The organism is Novosphingobium sp. AAP1 (assembly GCF_001295765.1).
GTDB lineage: Bacteria > Pseudomonadota > Alphaproteobacteria > Sphingomonadales > Sphingomonadaceae > Novosphingobium > Novosphingobium capsulatum.
Genome location: NZ_LJHO01000010.1, coordinates 41,817 through 59,140 on the forward strand (window position 1 = coordinate 41,817; position 17,324 = coordinate 59,140).

The following is a 17,324-nucleotide window of genomic DNA, read 5'->3' on the forward strand; positions in this document are numbered from 1 at the left end:
CAAGGCTGGGGCCGATACGCGGCGCATCGTATGTCGCAACAACGAAAAAGGGGCCGGATTGCTCCGGCCCCTCGTTCGTTTTGGGTCTTCATGACCGGCCCCGTTTGACCGGGGCCGTGCCACTTAGTTGCCCGAACCCGGACCGTACGTGATTTCCACGCGACGGTTCTGCAGTTCACGCACGCCGTCGGCGGTCGGAACGCGCGGGTTGGCTTCACCAAAGGCCTGGCTGGTGATCGTCGAGGCCGGGATGCCGTGCGACGTCAGGTAAGCCTGGACCGAGGAGTTACGACGTGCGGACAGGCCAAGGTTGTACTTGGGCGAGCCCGAACGGTCGGTGTAGCCGGCCAGCATGATCGGAACAGTCTGGCAGTTGCCATACTGGGTGATCGCGTTGTCGAGAATGGTCGCCGCTTCAGGCGTGATGTCCGACTTGTTCCAGTCGAAGAACACGATGTACGGGCCCTTGTTGCACACCGGCGGCGGCGGAGGCGGCGGCGGAGGCGGGGGGGCGGAGGCGGCGGGGGCGGCGGCGGGGGCGGCGGGGGCGGCGGGGGAGCCTGCTCTTCGCCACCGAAGTTGTAGGTCAGCGTGCCCAGGATCGAGTGCGAGCGCAGACGCGTCGAGAAGTTGGCGCCGGCATAAGCACCCGAGGTGCCAACCAGGTTCACGTCCTGAACGTTGAAGAAGCGGTACTTCAGACCCACGTCGACATGCTTGCTGAGCGGCGCGCGAACGCCGGCCAGGACCTGCCAAGCGAACTTGGTCTTCGAGTCGTCGAGCAAACCGTCGGGCGTGGCGACATAGTACTTCGCCTTGGCAACGCCGGCACCACCGCCGATGAAGCCCTGCAGGCCATCGTCGGGACCGAAGTCGAGCAGGCCGTTGACCATGAAGCTCAGCGCGCTGGTGCTGCCGCCGATCTGGCCGTTGTCGCGCGAGTACACAGCGCCGGTGACGTTGTTACGCACGTTGCTGTTGCGAGCACGACGGTAGCTGGCTTCGGTTTCGAGGCGGAAGCCGCCGAAATCGTAACCTACCACGCCACCGAAGTCGTAGCCGGTCTTGGAGCTGACGGTGGCGGCATTGGCCGTACCGTTCACATTGTGGTCGGCGTCTTCCAGCAGCATGACGCCGCCATCACCTTCCACATACCAGCTCTTGCTCTTGGCAAGCGCGGGCGTCGCCATTGCGCTTGATGCCAAGGCCAGGCCCAGGATCAGTTTCCGCATTACGTTTCCCCTTTTTTGCGAGATCATGCCACGTCGTGGCGGTTGTCTACCGGTTCTGTTATGTTCATGCAAGCGGACACACGCGTGAACTGTTGCCTAAAAGCCACTGTATCAGTTGCCCTTGCAGCAATTTCCCGGTTGAAACCACCCTCATGTGCCCCCTCCAATGCGGAAGCCCGAAGCCGGTTCCCGATCGACCATCAAAAAAATTTGAGATGAGGCGAATTTTCATTGCGATGGCCGGTGCAAATTGATGCAACCAGTACGGCGAACCGGGTGCCAATCTGGCTTGCCCAGGCTTGCCGCTGGCCTTTCAGCGGCCTGCTGCCATGGCTGGCGCAATCTTGTGCACTGCACTAGGTACGTGTGGCTCATAGGGCGCGGTGGCGCCATGGACCGGGGAAACGACAAGACCATGCTGCGCCGCCTCTACGAATGGACCATGGCCAAGGCCGCCCATCGCCATGCGTCATGGTGGCTGTTCCTGTTCGCGTTCATGGAAGCGAGCTTCTTCCCGATCCCGCCGCACCCCCTGCTCGGCCTGATGTGCCTGGCGCAGCCGCGCAAGGCCGTGCGCTATGCCGCGTTTGCCACGGCCGGCTCTGTCATTGGCGGGTTGCTTGGCTATGCCATCGGGCATTTCCTCTACGATAGCGTGGGCACACAACTGCTTGCGCTGCTTCATCTGACGCAAAGCTTCCCCAAGGCGGCCTGCTATCTGCGCGAGTATGGCGTGGAGATCATCGTGCTCAAGGGCGCGACGCCGATCCCGTTCAAGCTCCTGACGATCACCGCCGGGTTCATTGGCATGCCGCTGCTGCCCTTCTTCCTGGCCAGCGTGGTGTCGCGCTCGATCAGCTTCATGATCGTGGGCGTGCTGTTCCGCCTGTTCGGGGCGCCGATCAAGCGCTTCATCGACAAGTACCTCGGCCTGGTCACGGCGGGCTTTGTCGTGCTGGTCGTGGCCGGCTTCGCAGCTGCAACCTTGCTGGGCGGCGGCGGCGCCAAGAATGCGGCGATGGAGCGCTGCGAAAAGGCCATTCTCACCCAGCCGTAAACGCCGCAGCGGTTAAGCCCCCGTCTTGACTGCGGCGCACGACGTGCCAAGTTCACCGTGTTGGATCTTCAGGCTGTCACGGGGCCTGACCGCGTTGCGGCTGGCCGGGCCCCTTGCTTTGGCGGAGGGAAGGCATGGCACGTGGTGGAGCGAATACTGGGCAAATTGACAGTGGTTTCTTGGGGCAACTTGCCGGCTATGGCCTGACCACGATCGAGGTGCATTATTACATGCCCGATCACCCCGCGCTGCTCCAGATGTTTGCCTTTCAGCAGTATGATCTTGCGCCACGCTTTCCGCGCCTAGGCGGCTTTCTCGATCATCGGCGGCGCGAAATCGATGCCGCGCTTCATTCCATCCGCATTGCCCACCGGCACCTGATCGGCCCGCAGGAATACCGCGCGGTCAACGGCGTGATCACGATCAACTGATCGAGCCGGGCTGATCGAGCCGGGCTGATCCAACAGGACGGGCGCTGGCTGATGCATCGCGCCGGTCCGGTGTGGTTCAATAGCGCCAGCTCTTGAGGTCGGCACCGGCCGGTGCGGTTTCCTCGATCCGCTTGAGAATCTGGGGCAGATAGAACGTGTGATAGCGCAGGCGCGAGATGGCGTTGGGATTGGTGTGGTCACCGCTCCAGCAATGCTCGGCCCGATCGCCATAATCGACCACGCCGCGATAGGGCGGATCGCTCTTCTTGAGGAAATCGTCCATCAGGTAGACGGCGTTGTTGAGGAAGAAATTGTCCATCGTGCCGACATAGATGTGCAGCTTGCCCTGCAGCTTGGGTGCCAGGGTCGGCCAGTCGCGCTCCAGGATATGGCGCAGGTCATAGTTGTCGCGCCAATAGGCGGCCACCTTGGGATCGATCACGCCGGTGCGCTTGTCCCACAAGCGCTGCGGATAGCCGTCGGCCGCCATGGGCGAGAACACCGCTTCCCAGATATCCCACTGTCCGCCCGAGCGGTTCTTGTCGCCCAGCACCAGTTCCAGGCGGTTTTCCATCTCCATGGTGTAAGGCACATGATCGAGCCAGTCGCGCTTGCCGGGGTGCTCCACTCGCCCGAACGGCCCTTCATAGGCATAGGCGTTCTTGTCGGCATAGATGTCGGTCAGCATGAACTGGCGGAAATCGATCGGATCGGGGCAGGCGGCGAAGGCGCCGTTGTAGTCATCCGGGTACTTGATCTGCACGCCCAGCGATTCCCACCCGCCGGTCGACCCGCCATAGAGAAACCGCGCCCAGCCCTGGCCAAGGCCGCGGAACCTCTTCTCGATCGCCGGCACCAGTTCGTGGGTGATGGCATCGCCATAGGGCCCAAGGTTGGCCGAATTGACCGCATAGGAATCATCGTAATACGGGTTGGAATGGTCGATCTCCACCGCCAGGAAGCGGGGGAAGGCATCGCCGATCCACTGCTTGTAGAACGCATAGGCCTCTTCCTGCTCGGTGCGGTTGTAGCAGGGCAGGTTGAAGCGTTCGCTGCGTTCGCATTTCAGGTTGGGATCGGGTGGCGTGGTGCGAAAGCCGCCGAAATCGGCCGGGAAGTGGCCATGGAAGATCATCAGCGGAAAGTGCGCCTCGGGATGCTTGTCGAAATCGCGCGGCACCAGGACGTGCGCGGTCAGATAGATGTCGCGGCCCCAGAACTTTGACAGCAGCGCACTGCGCATCTTGAAATGGCGCACAAAGGGCGTGTCAGCCGGTGGGGTGATCGGCGGATTCACGTTGTCGAGCGTCAACGCGATCGTGCCCAGCCTGGCCGGATCGAAATCGACCGTCTGCGGCGTGCTGAACAGGTTGCCCGGCTCTGCCCGCCAATTCTGCCCGGCGCCGCGCGGCGCGGGCAGCTTCACCGTCTTGCCATTGCCCAGATGATAGGTGTCATAGCGGTGCAGCACGGCCTGCACGGTATAGCGCCCGGCTGGCACGCTTTTGAGATCGAGCGTGGGAAAACCCAGCACCCCACTGCCCACCGTGGTGCTGTCACCGGGCTTGAGGCCATCGACCGTCACGCCGAAGACCTGCGCGGAATCATAGTCGGCCTTGACCTGTTCGCGCGGCTGCGGATCGGGCTTGGCCGCCAGGATCACCAGCACCCGCCCATCGACCGGCGCATTCTTGGCCGTTGCCGGCAGCGTGACGCGGAAATCCTCGGCCTGGGCCGGCACGCTGGCGAGGCCAAGCCCGATGCCCAAGCTCAGCCCCAGGGCCTGCGCCAGAAGACGATGACGTGCGATACGTTTCATGATGGTGCCCCCACCGAATTTGGTCAGGGCCGCACTATTCCTGCAAAAACGTCGCTTGTCAGCCGTTTCCGTTGCCACTGCCGGCGTCGATGCGCGGCAAGCGCTGCGCCTCGATGCCGGCATAGAAGTGCGCCACCGATCGCTGCAGTTCATAGCGCGCCAGCTTCACCGCGGCGAAGCGGTCGGGAATTGGCAGCGATCCCGCCTCGGTCATGTCGAGGCCTTGCGCGACCGCCTGGTTCAGCGCCTGCTCCAGCCAATCGAGCCAGTCGCGGGTCTGGGCGATGGCCGCCGTCCCGCTGGGATCGAGCGGGCCATGGCCGGGCACGACTTGGTGATGGGGCAGGGCGGCCAGCGTCGCCAGGCTCTCGCGCCAGGCCGCGAGGTTGGCATCGGGCGTGGCCGGGGCGCGATCGTAAAACACCAGATCACCGGCCAGGATCGTGCCGCTCGCCTCGTCCACCAGCACTAGGTCGCCATCGGAATGCCCCTTGAGCGCCATGGCCTGAAGCTGCCGGCCCGCAATCTCGATTGGCCCGGGAATGACCGTCGCACCGGGCAGGGCCACGGCAGTGCCGCGCATCCAGTCGGCCAGGATGCGGTACATCGCATCGGCAAAGCCATTGCCGTCCCGCTCCAATTCGGTGCGGGTGGCGGGCAGCGCGGCCACGATCGCCGGATCGAACGCCGCCGTGCCCAGGGCATGATCGGGGTGCAGATGGCTGAGGAACACACGCCGCACCGGGCCGTGGCACAGCTTTTCCGCCACCGCCGCCAGCCCTTGGGCATAGCGCAGCGACGGGCCGCAATCGAACAGCACGGCCCCGCCTTGCGGGCAGGCCATGATCACCGCATTGGCGATGGCGCCGCCATTGCCGAACACGATGGCCTCGTCCGCGCCGCGCACCAGCCAGATCCCCGGCCCGATCGGCTGGGGATCATAGGCATAGCGACCGGCAAAGGTTTCCGCTTGGGCCATGCGCGCTGGCAATGCAGCTGGTGCGGCGGCAAGCAGGCCCAGGGCCGCGCGGCGCGATAGCGTCATGGTGCCAGCCTGCCGTCAAACGTGCGACCGTTGCTGTCGGCCATATGGATGCTGACCGGGCCGGCCTGCGTGGGCGGCAAGAGCAGGGTGAATGCCGGGTCTTCCGCTACCGAGCCGTTGATCGTCATCGTGCCCAGCGCCGCGCCATCGGCGCCGCTGACCTGCATCGTTTCGATATTGTAGGCGGCGATATTGTCGACATAGCCGGTATCCATCGGATGGCGCACGCTCACGCGCAGGCGGGTATCGGCGGCCTCGTGCCACAGCTTCCCGCGCATTTCGCCCAGATGCTGCGCCCAATCGCCTTTGACCCGGCTGACCGGCGGGGCCGAGCAGCCACCGCCCGCCGCATCGATCCAGCGCCCGCCCACGTGCCACACGCCATCGGCGGTCAGCACCAGCGCCCGCACCGGCGTGCGCTGGTCCAGCTTGATGCGCAGGCTGACATAGGGAAGCGCGCCCTGGGGCTGGTAGTCGATCGCCACGGGCAAGGGGTTCAGATCCATCAGCACGACGATGCGCTGCACCTTGCCCAGCGCGCGAGCATCGACGGTAACGGGGAAAACATGCTGGTTTTCCGTCACATCGGGCATGGTGACGATTACCGCCGGATCAAACCGCACCGGCGCCTTGCCCAGCAGCCAGGCAGCATGGTTGGCCCACATTGGCGAGGCGAGCGGATCGGCCACTAATCCAGGCGCAGGGGCGGCGGCAACCGGCGCAGCGCTTGCCAGCAAAGCCATGATAGGCACGAGGAGGGCAGGGCGCTTCATACCAAGGCACCATTTGCCTTGATCGGACAGCATTCTACAATTGCACCATAGGCCAAGATCGACGGCCAGCTTGGGCAAGGGATGGGAGAGAATGATCGCAGCACTGCGTCGCATCCCGTGGGCAGGGATGGTGCTGGCCATGACGGCCGCGCCGGTCCTTTCGCCAGCCTGGGCGCAACAGGCTGCGCCGTTCGATGTCCAGGGCTATCGCAACGCGGCGTTTCGGGCGCCGGTCGATCGCGATCCCGCGCCGGCCACGGCGATTTCCCTGACGCAGGCGCGCCGCCTGGCGCCAGGCGCGGCGCTGTTCATCGATGTCTTGCCAGCCGAAGGCGCGCATCGCGATGGCGCCAGCGGCGCCTGGACGCTGGCCACCCCGCATGACACGATCCCCGGCGCCCTGTGGTATCCCGAAACCGGCCGCGCGCCGCCCGATCCGGTATTATGGCAGGCCATGGCCGCACGCGTGGTGCAATTCCGTCAGCAGCATCCGGCTGCGCCGATCGTGCTGTTCTGCCGCGCTGATTGCTGGATGAGCTGGAACGCCGCGCGGCGCCTGGCGCTGGGCGGCGTTGCGGGCGTGCGCTGGCTGGCCGAAGGGATCGAGGGATGGCACGATGCCGGCGGCAACCTGGTGCCGGCAACCCCCGTGCCGGTGCCCGACAAGTGATGCGTTGAAACCAGAACCACAATCAGAACCACCGACAGGAGAAATGCCATGGCCACGTTGATCGTCAGCTATCCCGCGCAAGAAGGCGCGCGGTTCGATGCCGCCTACTATACCGCCACGCATATCCCGCTGGTAGAGCGGCTGTGGACCCCGCACGGCTTTACCGGCGCCGAAGTGCTATTTCCGGCGGGCGACCAGCCGTGGAAAGCGTCGGTCCTGCTGCGCTTTTCCAGCCAGGCGGCGATCGATGCCGCGCTGGCCAGCCCGGATACGCCGCAAGTGCTGGGCGATGTGGCCAATTTCACCGACATCGCCCCGGTGATCTACCGCGCGGCAGATTGAACGAGGGGCAACGCGGGGGCGGTTCACGCCCCCGCGTTGCCCGTTCGAGGTTGTCAGGGGGCGCGATAGACCACTTTGCCGCCCACCATGGTCAGCAGCACCCGGGTTTGCGCAATGGCATCGGGGTTGCCGGCAAAGATATCGCGATCGATCCAGATCAGATCGGCAAACTTGCCGCGTTCCAAGCTGCCCACCTGATGCTCGGCGCGTAGCGACCAGGCCGCGTTGATCGTGGCCGCGCGCACTGCCTGCATCACCGACAGCGGCGGTCCGCCCGATAGCGGCTGGCTGTATTCCGGCCCCGCCGAGGGATCGTTGCGCCGGGTTACCCCCACTTTCAGGGCAAACCATTCGTTCAGCGGATCGACCGGCCAGTCGCTGCCAAAGGTGATGCGCGCGCCGGCCTTGGCCAGCAGGCCCGAAGGCTCCATGAAGGCATAGCGCTTGGGGCCGAGGTAATCCTTGGCGCCGGCCACGGTATCAGCGGCCTTCTTGCCCCATTGCAACGATAGCACCGGGGTGACGCCCAGTGCCTTGTAGCGCGGGAAATCAGTGGGATCGACGATCTCGTCATGGGCGATCGCCGGGCGCACGTCGCGCGTCGGCTGGCTCTTGCGCAGGGCCGCCACGGCGTCGAGCGCGATGCGCACCGCGCCATCGCCATCGGCGTGCATGTGCGGGTCAAAGCCCAGTGCGGTGATGCGCTCCAGCAGTGGCGCCAGCACGGCAGGCGGGAAATAGGGCGCCGGCCCCTTGTTCATGCCGGGCTGCCAATCGGGCTTTTCCGGCGTGCCGTGGTTTTCCAGATAGGGTTGCAGCATCACCCCGGTAAAGGCCGGGGCGGTGATCACCCCATCCATGTAGAGCTTGATCGTGCGCACCATGATCGTGGGCTGCACCTGCGCCGCGCCCTGGTCATAGGCGCGCCGCCATTCGACGATGCGCGCCAGGGCCGGTTCGGGAGACGGGCCTTCCTCGGGCGCGATGTGTGGCGCGAAATGGCCGCGCGCGGTCAATTCCCCGGCCTTGGACAGTACGGAAAAGGCATGGATTGATTCGCGCGGCGCATCGGCATCGAGGAACGTGGTCACGCCCTGCGCTGCCATCGCGGCAAGGGCAGCGCGCGCGGCGACCACATCGTCGGCCGGCGTTGGCGTGGGCACCAGCTTGCGCACGAGGTCTTGCGCGGCGTCTTCCAGCAGGCCGGTGGGCGCGCCCTTGTCATCGTGGTGGATCGCACCGCCAACCGGATCGGGCGTCTTGGCATCGATACCGGCGAGGGCCAGCGCCTTGCTGTTGACCAGGGCAGAATGCCCGAACGAGGAGAACACCGCCACGGGCCGCCGCGTGGGCAGCGCATCGAGCATCGCCTTGGTCATGTCCACGCCCAGCGGCTGCATTTCCTGCTGGAACCAGTGCACCGCGATCAGCCACTTGCCATCGCTGGCCGCGTCACCATCCTTGGCCGCGCAGGCGGAAAGCGCCGCCTGGAATTCCGGCACGGTCAGTCGCTTGTACTGCAGGTCGCAGGCGAGCAGCCCGGCGCCGCCTTCCAGCGGGTGCATGTGTGCATCGATCAGGCCAGGCATGACCACGCCACCCTTGAGGTCGATGGTCTGGGTGGCCGGGCCGGCCATCGCCTTGGCCCCGGCGTCGCTGCCCAGATAGACGATGCGCCCATCCTTGATCGCGATCGCCTGGGCAACACTGCCCTGCGCGTCGATGGTGTGGATCTGGCCGTGCAGCAGCACGGTATCGGCCACCGGCGCTGGCGCGGCTTGGGCGGCGCTGGCCGCCAAGGCCGAACCGGCCAATAGCGAAATCAGGCGAAGGGAATGCATGCGGGCACCTCGCACATCGCGCGGCACCCCCTGTGCCGCCCTATCTGTGATCTAAGCAGATAGGGCGGGGGTAGGACAAGTGTCCAATTTTCGTCCATGCAGGTCTGCCGGAACGGTAGGTGTGTCAGCGCGGCTTTTCTGCCTCGGCCAAGGCGGCGCGGGCGATCGGCTCCATCACGGCATAGCCGGCGGCATTGGGATGGACGCCATCGCTCGACAAGCCGGGCTTCATCGCCCCTTCGGGCGTGGCCATCGCGCTGTAGTAGTCGGCATAGGCCAGGCCGCGGGCACGGGCGAGGTCTTTGAGCCAGGCATTGAGCGCGGCAATCTGTGCGGCTGGCTTCATCTCGCTGCGCCAGTTGAAACCGCCGGCGGGCAGCACGCTGCCCAGCACCACGGCAATGCCATTGGCCTTGGCCAGATCGACCATCGCCAGCACGTTGGCAGCATATTCATCCGGGCTGGTCGGCCCGGTGTTGCCGGCCACGTCGTTGGTGCCGCACATAATGTGCACCACGCGTGGGCGCAGGCGCACGACGTCCTGATAGAACCGCAGCAGGATCTGCGGGCTGGTCTGCCCGGCAATGCCACGATCGACGATGCCGCCGGCAAACATGGCCGGGGCGGTGGTCAGCCACCATTCGGTGATCGAATCGCCGATGAACACCGCGCGCAGCGGTTGCGGCACCTGGCGATCGGCCTTTTGATAGCGGCAGAGGTTGCCCCAGTCATAGCCACCGACCCGGCTGGGCGTGCAGGGCTCGGTCACCATCGCGGTCGGGCCGATCGGCGCCACGGCGACGGTGACGCTGGGCGCCGGGGCGGGCACGGCCGGCTGCCCGGCCTGCGCCGCCAATGCCGGCGACGCCGACAGCATCAGCGCCAGGGCCAGCGCGCCAGCGCCCGCCCCAGCCAGATTGGCAATTGCCCGGCGCATCAGATGATGCCCACCGCCTTGCCGGCGCGTTCGAACATGCCGATGATCGTCTGCACCTGCTCGGCGCTGTGCGCGGCGCAGAGCGAGCAGCGCAGCAAGGTCATCCCCGCTGGCGTTGCCGGCGGGCGCGCCAGGTTCACATAGAGCCCTTCGTGCAGCAGCGCTTCCCACATCATCGCGCCCCGCTCCAGATCGGGCATGATCACCGAGATGATCGCGCTTTGCGGCGTTGCCGTGCCCAGCTTGAAGCCGCGCTGGGTCAGGCCAGCGTGCAGGGTCTTGGAATTTTCCCACAGATGGGCGCGCTTGTCGGCGGCATGCATCAGCTTGCGGATCGAAGTGCTGGCGGTGTGCACCACGCTGGGGGGCAGCGAAGCGGTGAACACGTAAGGACGGCACACCAGGCGCAGGATTTCGAACTTGGGATGGTTCGACACGCAGAAGCCGCCGACGGTGCCGACCGACTTGGAGAACGTGCCGATCACGAAATCGACCTGGTCGAGCACCCCCTGGTCTTCGGCCACGCCGCGCCCGTTGGGGCCGATGAAGCCCATCGAGTGCGCTTCGTCCACCAGCACCATGGCGCCGTGCGCCTTGGCAATGGCGATCATTTCCTTGAGCGGGGCGATATCGCCCAGCATCGAGTAGACGCCTTCGAGCACGACGAGCTTGCCCGCGCCTTCGGGAATGCGCTTGAGGCGCTTTTCCATCGCCTCGATATCGTTGTGCTTGAACGGCACGACCTCGGCATCGCCCATCTTGCAGCCGTCCCAGATCGAGGCGTGGCTGTCGATGTCGAGCACGATGTAATCGCCCTTGCCGGCCATCGTGCTGATGATGCCCAGGTTGGCCTGATAGCCAGTGGAGAACACCATGGCATGGTCCATGCCATAGAAATCCTTGAGCGCGTCTTCCACGGCGCGGTGCCCGGCATAGGTGCCGTTGAGCACGCGGCTGCCGGTGGTGCCCGAACCGAATTCATCGAGCGCCTGCTTGCCGGCAGCGATCACGTCCGGGTCGAACGTCATGCCCATGTAGTTGTAAGTGCCCAGCAGGATCGTCTCGCGCCCGTTGCACACCGCAACGGTGGGCGAGATCACCTTTTCCATCACCAGGTTGAACGGATCGGTGACGCCAGTGGACAGCAGCGCGCGGCGCTGTTCGATCAGGCCGTCGAACTTGGAAAACAGGTCGGTCATGGGGGTGCTTACCCTTGCAGCTTGGTCACGGCGTCGATCAGCTGGCCATAGGTTTCGATCTCGGCCTGCTGATTCATGCTGATGATGATGTCGAACTCGTCCTCGATCGCGGCGACGAAATCCATCACCGTCAGGCTGTCCCACTCCAGGTCGCCGGCAAAGGTGGTGGCATCGGTGATGGCCACGCCCTTCTTGTTGAAGGGCTCGATCAGCTCGGCAATCTTGGCGGCAGTGGCGGGGCGGTCCATCGTCTCTCTAACTCCGTGGGGCAGGGCGGTGCCCCTGCCAGAACATTGCGGCGGAAAAGCGGCCTGTGGCCTGCCCTGTCAAGCCTGAACGGGCGATGAGGCCGATTTCCTGCGCGGTGGCCGTGGGAAAGCGGGGTGACGATGATACACAGGCCGCGATCTAAATCAGTTTCATCACCGCCTGCATGAACGGGCTGATGGACACCGGCTTGGCCAGATAGCCCTCGGCGCCGGCCTCGCGAATGCGTTCCTCGTCGCCCTTGCCGGCATAGGCGGTGACGGCCAGGATCGGGATCTGGCGCAGCACCGGATCGGCCTTGAGCGCCTCGATCAGTTCCAGCCCCGAAACGTTGGGCAGCTGGATATCCATGATCACCAGCCCCGGCACGAACTGGCGTGCACGGTCGAGTGCCTCGCGCCCGTCGGCTACCGGCTCGACGGTAAAGCCATTGGCCACCAGCAGATCGCAGAACAGCTTGCGGTTGAGGTCGTTGTCCTCGACAACCAGAATTCTTTTTGCCACGGAACACCTCTATTGCGCGGTCCAGTACGGCCGCCGCCTGCGCTGCTCTATTGACCTCGAAAGGCTCTGACAATCATCCGCGAACCCTCGTCCCCCGTCCCCGATCCGCAGGATCTGGCGCTGGCCGCGCTCGGCTGGGTGCTGGCCGATGGGCAGCGCGCCGAACGCTTCCTGGCCCTGAGCGGGATGACGCCCGAAACCCTGCGCGCGGGCCTGGGCGATCCGGCCGCGCAGGCCGGGGTGCTGGGCGGGGTGCTCGATTTCCTCATGGCCTATGAGCCCGATCTTGTTGCCGCGGCCGACGCGCTCGATATAAGCCCCCAGGCCTTGGCCGCCGCACGGGAGAAACTGGTATGAGCCGCCCGCTGGTGATCAGCGATTGCGATGAAGTGCTGCTGCACATGGTGGCGCCGTTCCAGGCTTGGCTCAAAGCCAACCACGACATCGATTTCGTGATGGAAAGCAATGATTTCGGTAAGGCCATGCGCTATGTCCATGACGGGCGCGGGGTGGAATCGCGCGAGATCTGGCGCCTGCTCGACCTGTTCTTCAACACGCAGATGCACACGCAGCCGGCCATCGCCGGCGCGGTGGAGGCTGTAGGCGCGCTGGCCGACCGCGCCGACTTCGTGATCCTGACCAATCTGGGCCACAGCTATCGCGACGCCCGCACCGCGCAACTCGAAGGCGTGGGCATCAACGCCCGCGTCTTTACCAACCAGGGGCCGAAAGGGCCGGCGCTCAAGGCCATTCTCGATGAATACAACCCCACCCGCGCGGTGTTCATCGACGATCTGCCCCAGCATCACCATTCCGCCGCGCAATTGACGCCCGAGGTGATCCGCCTGCACTTGTGCGGAGAGCCCTTGCTCGCCCCGCATATCGATTGTGCGCATAAGGCTGGCCACGCCCATGCGCGGATCGATACCTGGGACCATGCGCTGCCCTGGCTGATGGCCCGGCTGGACGAGGCCGCCTGACCGTTTCTTCGCGTTTGCTGGAGTGAGTGAGAATGACTGTTTCGATCGATGCCCGCCTGGCCGAACTGGGCCTGGAACTGCCGCAGGCCGCAGCGCCGGTGGCGGCCTATGTGCCCACCGTGCTGGCGGGCGGGCTGCTGCATGTTTCGGGGCAGTTGCCGTTCATTGACGGCGCGCTGGTGACCGGCCGCCTGGGTGAAGACGTCAGCCTGGAGCAGGGCGCCGCTGCCGCCAAGGCCTGCGCGCTGATGCTGCTGGCTCAGGCCAAGGCTGCCCTGGGCTCGCTCGACCGCATCGAGCAGGTGGTCAAGCTCGGCGCCTTCATCAATTCGACCGGTGATTTCACCGATCAGCCCAAGGTGGCCAACGGCGCTTCGGAACTGATGCAGGCGGTGTTCGGCGATGCTGGGCGCCATGCCCGCAGCGCCGTGGGCGTGCCGGTTCTGCCGTTGGGCGCTGCGGTGGAAATCGATGCTATCTTTGCTGTTCGCGCTCATTGATCGCTTTCTCCTGCCGGCGCGGGCAGCGGCCCGCGCCGGCTGGCTGCGCGAGGCCATCTATGCGCATCGCGGGCTGCATGGCCCGGGTGTGCCGGAAAACTCGCTCGCCGCGGCCGAGGCCGCCATTGCGCGCGGCTTTGGCATCGAATGCGACGTGCAGCGCAGCCGCGATGGGCAGGTCGTGGTATTCCACGACCGCGCGCTCGATCGCTTGACCGGGCAGGCCGGCAACCTGGCCGACCACACCGCCGCAGAACTTGCTGGCATGACCCTGCTGGATGAAACCGGCATGGTGGTGGGCGGTGAAACGATCCTTGGCCTGCGCCAGTTGCTCGACCGCATCGATGGCCGCGTGCCCCTCCTGATCGAAGTGAAATCCGCGCCCACGCAGCGCATCGCGCCGCTGTGCCTCGCGGTGCGCCGCCTGCTTGAAGGCTATCGCGGGCCCGTGGCGGTAATGAGCTTCGATCCGCGCGTTGCCGCCTGGTTTCGCCGCTATTCCCCGCACGTGGTGCATGGCCTGGTAGTGACCGAGGCGGGGCGGCGCACCTTGCTCGCCCGCCTCAAGAGGCATCTTGCGCTGTGGCGCGCGCGTCCCCAATTCCTGGCCTATGACATTGCCGATATTGCCAATCCTGTGGTGCGCCTCGCCCGGCGCCGGGGCGTTCCAGTGCTGACCTGGACCGTGCGCACCCCCGATGATGCCAGCCGGGCGGCAACCTATGCCGATGCGCCGATTGCCGAAGGCCCGGTTCTGCTGGCGGCGCCAGCGGCGTGAGGCGGGCGGCGCCATGACGCTGACCGCACGCGTCGAAGGAGCGGTGGGCAATATCCCGGCGGCGGATTGGGATCGCCTGATCGGGGATGGCAATCCCTTCATGTCACACGCATTCCTCTCCCTCCTTGAGGAATCCGGCTCGGTCGGCGGGCGCAGCGGATGGACGCCGCTGCCGCTGCTGATCGACGACGCCGATGGCCGCCCGGCGGCGGCGCTGCCAGCCTATCTGAAGCAGCACAGCCAGGGCGAATATGTGTTCGATCACGCCTGGGCCGATGCCTGGCAGCGCGCGGGCGGGGACTATTATCCCAAGCTGCAGATCGCCGCGCCGTTCACGCCGGCGACTGGCCCGCGCCTGTTGTGTGCCGGCCGCCCCGATCTGGCGCTCCCCCTGTTGCGCGCGGCCGAGGCGCTGGTGGACCAGAACGGCCTGTCATCGGCCCATGCCACGTTCCTTGCACCCGAACAGGTGCCGCTGTTCGAGGAAGCCGGCTGGCTCTTGCGCTCAGACCTGCAATTCCACTGGGAAAATCGCGGCTATGCCACGTTCGACGATTTTCTTGGCGCGCTGTCTTCGGCCAAGCGCAAGAACCTGCGCAAGGAACGCGCCGCTGCCCAGGCCGGGGTGGAGATCGTGACGCTGACCGGCGCTGCCATCACGGCCGACCACTGGGACGCGTTCTGGGTGTTCTATCAGGACACCGGCGCGCGCAAGTGGGGGCGGCCGTATCTGACCCGCGCCGCGTTCGACCTGATCGGGCAGACCATGGCCGACAAGGTCTTGCTGGTGCTGGCGCTGGAGGATGGCGAGCCGGTCGCCGGCGCGCTCAATTTCATCGGGCGCGATACGCTCTACGGCCGCTATTGGGGCGCCGTGGTGGAAAAGCCGTTCCTGCATTTCGAGCTGTGCTATTATCAGGCGATCGATGCCGCCATCGCCATGGGGCTGCGCCGGGTGGAAGCCGGGGCGCAGGGGCAGCACAAGCTGGCACGCGGCTATGAACCGGTGCAGACATGGTCGGCGCACTATATCGCCGATCGCGGATTTCGCGCCGCGGTGGCCGAATTCCTGGTGCGCGAGCGCGCCGGGATAGAGCAGGGCCAGTTCGAACTGGCCGGGCACACGCCCTATCGCAAGGGCTAGGCGCCGCGATCAGGCAGCCTGAAATTTAGGCGGCGTGGCGGGTTGCGGCGCGCATCCATTCGCGGGCGCGGCGCTGGGCTTCGGCGATATCGCGCGCGCTCATTTCCTCGGCCACATCGGCGCGGGCGCGGGCAGCATCGTCGTGGCCGGCCACGGCCGCGAGGTTGAACCACTTGTGCGCTTCGACCAGATCGCAATCGGCACCATAGCTGCCGGTGGAAAAGGCCACGCCCAGATCGAAAAACGCGTGGCTGTCACCCTGCGCGGCAGCGGCGAGGCAGGCGGCGATCAGGCTGTCGGCGCGGTCGGCTGCGGCATGGCTGGCATGAAGTGGTGCGGATGGCACCAGCGTGATCGGTGATGGCGCGTGCGGCATGGTCCTTGGTTCCCCCTGTGCGAATCTGCCTTTCCCCATCGGGTGGCAGGGCAAGGCTCGCCAATTAAGGTCAACAAACCGTTAAGCATGATTGCGGCCGTGCCCGCGCGTGCGCCGCTTTATCCGCGAAATGTACGATGCCGCTGTTTCACAAAGGTTCAGCTGCAATGTGACATAGCGTTGAGGAAGTGCTTGTGCGCCCTTTCCTGCCTGCCTATAGGCGCGGCAAGCCGGGGGCTGGTCGCGCCGATCGCGGCGCGTTTTGGCCCTGGTGGTCGGAAGGCGCAACACGGAGGGCCGGATGGCTGGGGTTCTGGGTGACGAAATTGACGTGTTGGCAAAGGCCCGCCGGGCCATGCCGGGTGATTACGTTCCGAATGACGACGAACCCTATATGAGCGAGCAGCAGCTCGACTATTTTAGGCGCCTTTTGCTCGAGTGGAAGAAGTCGATCCTGTCGGCCTCGGCCGGCACCCTGTCGGCCCTGCAGGATGGTCCGCTGCGTGAACCCGATCTCAACGATCGCGCATCGAGCGAAACCGACTGGGGCATCGAACTGCGCACCCGCGATCGCCAGCGCAAGCTGATTGCCAAGATCGATTCGGCCATGCGCCGCATTGACGAAGGCGAATATGGTTTCTGCGAAGTGACCGGTGAACCGATCGGCCTGGGGCGTCTGATTGCCCGCCCGATCGCGACGATGACGGTGGAAGCGCAGCAGGCGCACGAGCGTCGCGAAAAGATCTCGCGCGATATGTGATGGCGCCGGCAGGGCCAAGGTGGTCCTGCCCAGCCCATGATGGCCGCACAGGCGCACCATCGGCATTGCGGTAAATACCACCAAGGCCGCTGTCCCCCGATGGCAAGGGGCTTTTTGCCGCTGCGAGCGGGAAATTTAAAGATTTCTTTGCCGTTTTCGTTTATCCCTTTGCACATGGACCGGTGCGAAAGGTGGCAGGTGCGGGCGCAAGCTGCTCGCTGGCAGCCACATAGCGCCGGGCCCATGCCGCTTGGCCCACCTTGTTGGAAACGGAACCTGACGGTGACTGATATCGACCATCGGCAATTGGGGCGTGACAGCCTTTTCCTGATGGCCGACCTGCGCCTAGACGGCCAGGACGGTGAGCATCGCGTGCGCGTGCGCAATCTTTCGGCCGGTGGGATGATGGCCGAAGGCGCGCTGCGCGTGGTGCGGGGCATGCGGCTTGAGGCCAACCTGCGCCATATCGGCTGGGTCGAAGGTGTGGTGGCCTGGGTCCAGGATACCCGCTTTGGCATTGCCTTTGTCGAACAGATCGATCCCAAGCTGGCACGCGAGCCAGTGGCCACGCAGCCGTCTGACGATTACGCGCCGCGCTATGTCCGGCCGCCGCTCGCCCAGCCAGAGGGCAAGCGCTTGCGCAAGCTGTGACGCGTTCGGCTTGGCGCT

Annotated in this window: 20 protein-coding genes and 1 pseudogene; 11 read left to right on the top strand and 10 right to left on the bottom strand. The window is 65.5% G+C overall.

Translation table 11 applies throughout. The features are described 5' to 3' along the window. Positions 1-123: 123 nt before the first annotated feature. A pseudogene (locus IP65_RS16145) lies at positions 124-1,232 on the bottom strand (OmpA family protein). A gap of 415 nt (positions 1,233-1,647) precedes the next feature. Between IP65_RS16145 and IP65_RS16150 the strand changes: the two are divergent. Then, complete coding sequence (locus IP65_RS16150; RefSeq protein WP_028657464.1) at positions 1,648-2,289, top strand: YqaA family protein; 642 nt, start codon at positions 1,648-1,650, stop codon at positions 2,287-2,289. Positions 2,290-2,423: 134 nt separating this feature from the next. Next, positions 2,424-2,720, top strand: a complete 297-nt coding sequence (locus IP65_RS16155) for an usg protein (RefSeq protein WP_054132338.1) — start codon at positions 2,424-2,426, stop codon at positions 2,718-2,720. A gap of 76 nt (positions 2,721-2,796) precedes the next feature. Here IP65_RS16155 and IP65_RS16160 read toward each other — a convergent pair whose 3' ends face one another. Genes IP65_RS16160 through IP65_RS16170 form a run of 3 tightly spaced genes read right to left on the bottom strand, consistent with a single transcriptional unit; the run spans position 2,797 to position 6,327 of the window. Then, entirely contained in the window at positions 2,797-4,539 is a 1,743-nt protein-coding gene (locus tag IP65_RS16160) for an alpha/beta hydrolase-fold protein (RefSeq protein WP_022674831.1), read from the bottom strand. A 58-nt stretch (positions 4,540-4,597) separates the two neighbouring features. Further along, positions 4,598-5,584: a quinoprotein relay system zinc metallohydrolase 1 gene (locus IP65_RS16165; RefSeq protein WP_022674830.1), complete on the bottom strand. Its 987-nt coding sequence runs from the start codon at positions 5,582-5,584 to the stop codon at positions 4,598-4,600. Continuing rightward, on the bottom strand, positions 5,581-6,327 hold the full coding sequence (locus IP65_RS16170; RefSeq protein ID WP_231627752.1) for a quinoprotein dehydrogenase-associated SoxYZ-like carrier: 747 nt from the start codon (positions 6,325-6,327) through the stop codon (positions 5,581-5,583). The genes IP65_RS16165 and IP65_RS16170 overlap by 4 nt, the downstream gene beginning before the upstream one ends. 121 nt (positions 6,328-6,448) lie before the next feature. Here IP65_RS16170 and IP65_RS16175 point away from each other — a divergent pair, with 121 nt between their 5' ends. Both IP65_RS16175 and IP65_RS16180 read left to right on the top strand, forming a co-directional pair. Next, positions 6,449-7,027 (top strand): rhodanese-like domain-containing protein, encoded by a 579-nt coding sequence (locus tag IP65_RS16175; RefSeq protein WP_022674828.1) that lies wholly within the window; start codon positions 6,449-6,451, stop codon positions 7,025-7,027. A gap of 48 nt (positions 7,028-7,075) precedes the next feature. Beyond that, the gene (locus IP65_RS16180; protein WP_022674827.1) at positions 7,076-7,369 is read left to right on the top strand and encodes an EthD family reductase; all 294 of its coding nucleotides are present in this window, start codon (positions 7,076-7,078) and stop codon (positions 7,367-7,369) included. A gap of 53 nt (positions 7,370-7,422) precedes the next feature. On the opposite strand, the gene IP65_RS16185 is transcribed toward IP65_RS16180, so the two are convergent. The 5 genes from IP65_RS16185 to IP65_RS16205 form a co-directional block, all read right to left on the bottom strand. Continuing rightward, complete coding sequence (locus IP65_RS16185; RefSeq protein ID WP_054132339.1) at positions 7,423-9,210, bottom strand: amidohydrolase; 1,788 nt, start codon at positions 9,208-9,210, stop codon at positions 7,423-7,425. A gap of 124 nt (positions 9,211-9,334) precedes the next feature. Next, complete coding sequence (locus IP65_RS16190) at positions 9,335-10,147, bottom strand: SGNH/GDSL hydrolase family protein (protein ID WP_022674825.1); 813 nt, start codon at positions 10,145-10,147, stop codon at positions 9,335-9,337. After that, positions 10,147-11,346, bottom strand: coding sequence for an aminotransferase class I/II-fold pyridoxal phosphate-dependent enzyme (locus tag IP65_RS16195; protein ID WP_022674824.1), 1,200 nt, complete (start codon positions 11,344-11,346; stop codon positions 10,147-10,149). The genes IP65_RS16190 and IP65_RS16195 overlap by 1 nt, the downstream gene beginning before the upstream one ends. 8 nt (positions 11,347-11,354) lie before the next feature. Continuing rightward, positions 11,355-11,594 (bottom strand): acyl carrier protein, encoded by a 240-nt coding sequence (locus IP65_RS16200; protein WP_022674823.1) that lies wholly within the window; start codon positions 11,592-11,594, stop codon positions 11,355-11,357. A gap of 160 nt (positions 11,595-11,754) precedes the next feature. Continuing rightward, a complete protein-coding gene (locus IP65_RS16205) occupies positions 11,755-12,117 on the bottom strand; it encodes a response regulator (protein WP_022674822.1) in 363 nt (120 codons plus the stop codon). 114 nt (positions 12,118-12,231) lie between these two features. Between IP65_RS16205 and IP65_RS16210 the strand changes: the two genes are divergently transcribed. The 5 genes from IP65_RS16210 to IP65_RS16230 are packed head-to-tail and all read left to right on the top strand — an operon-like array spanning position 12,232 to position 15,519. After that, positions 12,232-12,474: a DUF3572 family protein gene (locus tag IP65_RS16210; protein WP_082208961.1), complete on the top strand. Its 243-nt coding sequence runs from the start codon at positions 12,232-12,234 to the stop codon at positions 12,472-12,474. Further along, the gene (locus tag IP65_RS16215; RefSeq protein ID WP_022674820.1) at positions 12,471-13,097 is read left to right on the top strand and encodes a hypothetical protein; all 627 of its coding nucleotides are present in this window, start codon (positions 12,471-12,473) and stop codon (positions 13,095-13,097) included. The genes IP65_RS16210 and IP65_RS16215 overlap by 4 nt, the downstream gene beginning before the upstream one ends. A 32-nt stretch (positions 13,098-13,129) precedes the next feature. Further along, positions 13,130-13,597, top strand: a complete 468-nt coding sequence (locus tag IP65_RS16220; RefSeq protein ID WP_022674819.1) for a RidA family protein — start codon at positions 13,130-13,132, stop codon at positions 13,595-13,597. Beyond that, complete coding sequence (locus tag IP65_RS16225; protein ID WP_051146223.1) at positions 13,569-14,375, top strand: glycerophosphodiester phosphodiesterase family protein; 807 nt, start codon at positions 13,569-13,571, stop codon at positions 14,373-14,375. The genes IP65_RS16220 and IP65_RS16225 overlap by 29 nt, the downstream gene beginning before the upstream one ends. Positions 14,376-14,388: 13 nt before the next feature. Continuing rightward, complete coding sequence (locus IP65_RS16230; protein WP_028657458.1) at positions 14,389-15,519, top strand: GNAT family N-acetyltransferase; 1,131 nt, start codon at positions 14,389-14,391, stop codon at positions 15,517-15,519. Positions 15,520-15,544: 25 nt separating this feature from the next. On the opposite strand, the gene IP65_RS16235 is transcribed toward IP65_RS16230, so the two are convergent. Continuing rightward, on the bottom strand, positions 15,545-15,895 hold the full coding sequence (locus IP65_RS16235) for a hypothetical protein (RefSeq protein WP_022674816.1): 351 nt from the start codon (positions 15,893-15,895) through the stop codon (positions 15,545-15,547). A 301-nt stretch (positions 15,896-16,196) separates the two neighbouring features. Between IP65_RS16235 and dksA the strand changes: the two genes are divergently transcribed. Together dksA and IP65_RS16245 are read left to right on the top strand one after the other, a co-directional pair. Then, a complete protein-coding gene (gene dksA, locus IP65_RS16240; RefSeq protein ID WP_022674815.1) occupies positions 16,197-16,655 on the top strand; it encodes an RNA polymerase-binding protein DksA in 459 nt (152 codons plus the stop codon). Positions 16,656-16,937: 282 nt separating this feature from the next. After that, complete coding sequence (locus IP65_RS16245) at positions 16,938-17,306, top strand: PilZ domain-containing protein (protein WP_022674814.1); 369 nt, start codon at positions 16,938-16,940, stop codon at positions 17,304-17,306. Positions 17,307-17,324: the final 18 nt, after the last annotated feature.

What these genes read in the sequence shown, in the direction of transcription:
- IP65_RS16150 (WP_028657464.1), top strand. Translation starts at nt 1,648, where the DNA reads ATGCTGCGCCGCCTCTACGAATGGACCATGGCCAAGGCCGCCCATCGC.
- IP65_RS16155 (WP_054132338.1), top strand. Translation starts at nt 2,424, where the DNA reads ATGGCACGTGGTGGAGCGAATACTGGGCAAATTGACAGTGGTTTCTTG.
- IP65_RS16160 (WP_022674831.1), bottom strand. Translation starts at nt 4,539, where the DNA reads ATGAAACGTATCGCACGTCATCGTCTTCTGGCGCAGGCCCTGGGGCTG.
- IP65_RS16165 (WP_022674830.1), bottom strand. Translation starts at nt 5,584, where the DNA reads ATGACGCTATCGCGCCGCGCGGCCCTGGGCCTGCTTGCCGCCGCACCA.
- IP65_RS16170 (WP_231627752.1), bottom strand. Translation starts at nt 6,327, where the DNA reads ATGGCTTTGCTGGCAAGCGCTGCGCCGGTTGCCGCCGCCCCTGCGCCT.
- IP65_RS16175 (WP_022674828.1), top strand. Translation starts at nt 6,449, where the DNA reads ATGATCGCAGCACTGCGTCGCATCCCGTGGGCAGGGATGGTGCTGGCC.
- IP65_RS16180 (WP_022674827.1), top strand. Translation starts at nt 7,076, where the DNA reads ATGGCCACGTTGATCGTCAGCTATCCCGCGCAAGAAGGCGCGCGGTTC.
- IP65_RS16185 (WP_054132339.1), bottom strand. Translation starts at nt 9,210, where the DNA reads ATGCATTCCCTTCGCCTGATTTCGCTATTGGCCGGTTCGGCCTTGGCG.
- IP65_RS16190 (WP_022674825.1), bottom strand. Translation starts at nt 10,147, where the DNA reads ATGCGCCGGGCAATTGCCAATCTGGCTGGGGCGGGCGCTGGCGCGCTG.
- IP65_RS16195 (WP_022674824.1), bottom strand. Translation starts at nt 11,346, where the DNA reads ATGACCGACCTGTTTTCCAAGTTCGACGGCCTGATCGAACAGCGCCGC.
- IP65_RS16200 (WP_022674823.1), bottom strand. Translation starts at nt 11,594, where the DNA reads ATGGACCGCCCCGCCACTGCCGCCAAGATTGCCGAGCTGATCGAGCCC.
- IP65_RS16215 (WP_022674820.1), top strand. Translation starts at nt 12,471, where the DNA reads ATGAGCCGCCCGCTGGTGATCAGCGATTGCGATGAAGTGCTGCTGCAC.
- IP65_RS16220 (WP_022674819.1), top strand. Translation starts at nt 13,130, where the DNA reads ATGACTGTTTCGATCGATGCCCGCCTGGCCGAACTGGGCCTGGAACTG.
- IP65_RS16225 (WP_051146223.1), top strand. Translation starts at nt 13,569, where the DNA reads ATGCTATCTTTGCTGTTCGCGCTCATTGATCGCTTTCTCCTGCCGGCG.
- IP65_RS16230 (WP_028657458.1), top strand. Translation starts at nt 14,389, where the DNA reads ATGACGCTGACCGCACGCGTCGAAGGAGCGGTGGGCAATATCCCGGCG.
- IP65_RS16235 (WP_022674816.1), bottom strand. Translation starts at nt 15,895, where the DNA reads ATGCCGCACGCGCCATCACCGATCACGCTGGTGCCATCCGCACCACTT.
- dksA (WP_022674815.1), top strand. Translation starts at nt 16,197, where the DNA reads ATGGCTGGGGTTCTGGGTGACGAAATTGACGTGTTGGCAAAGGCCCGC.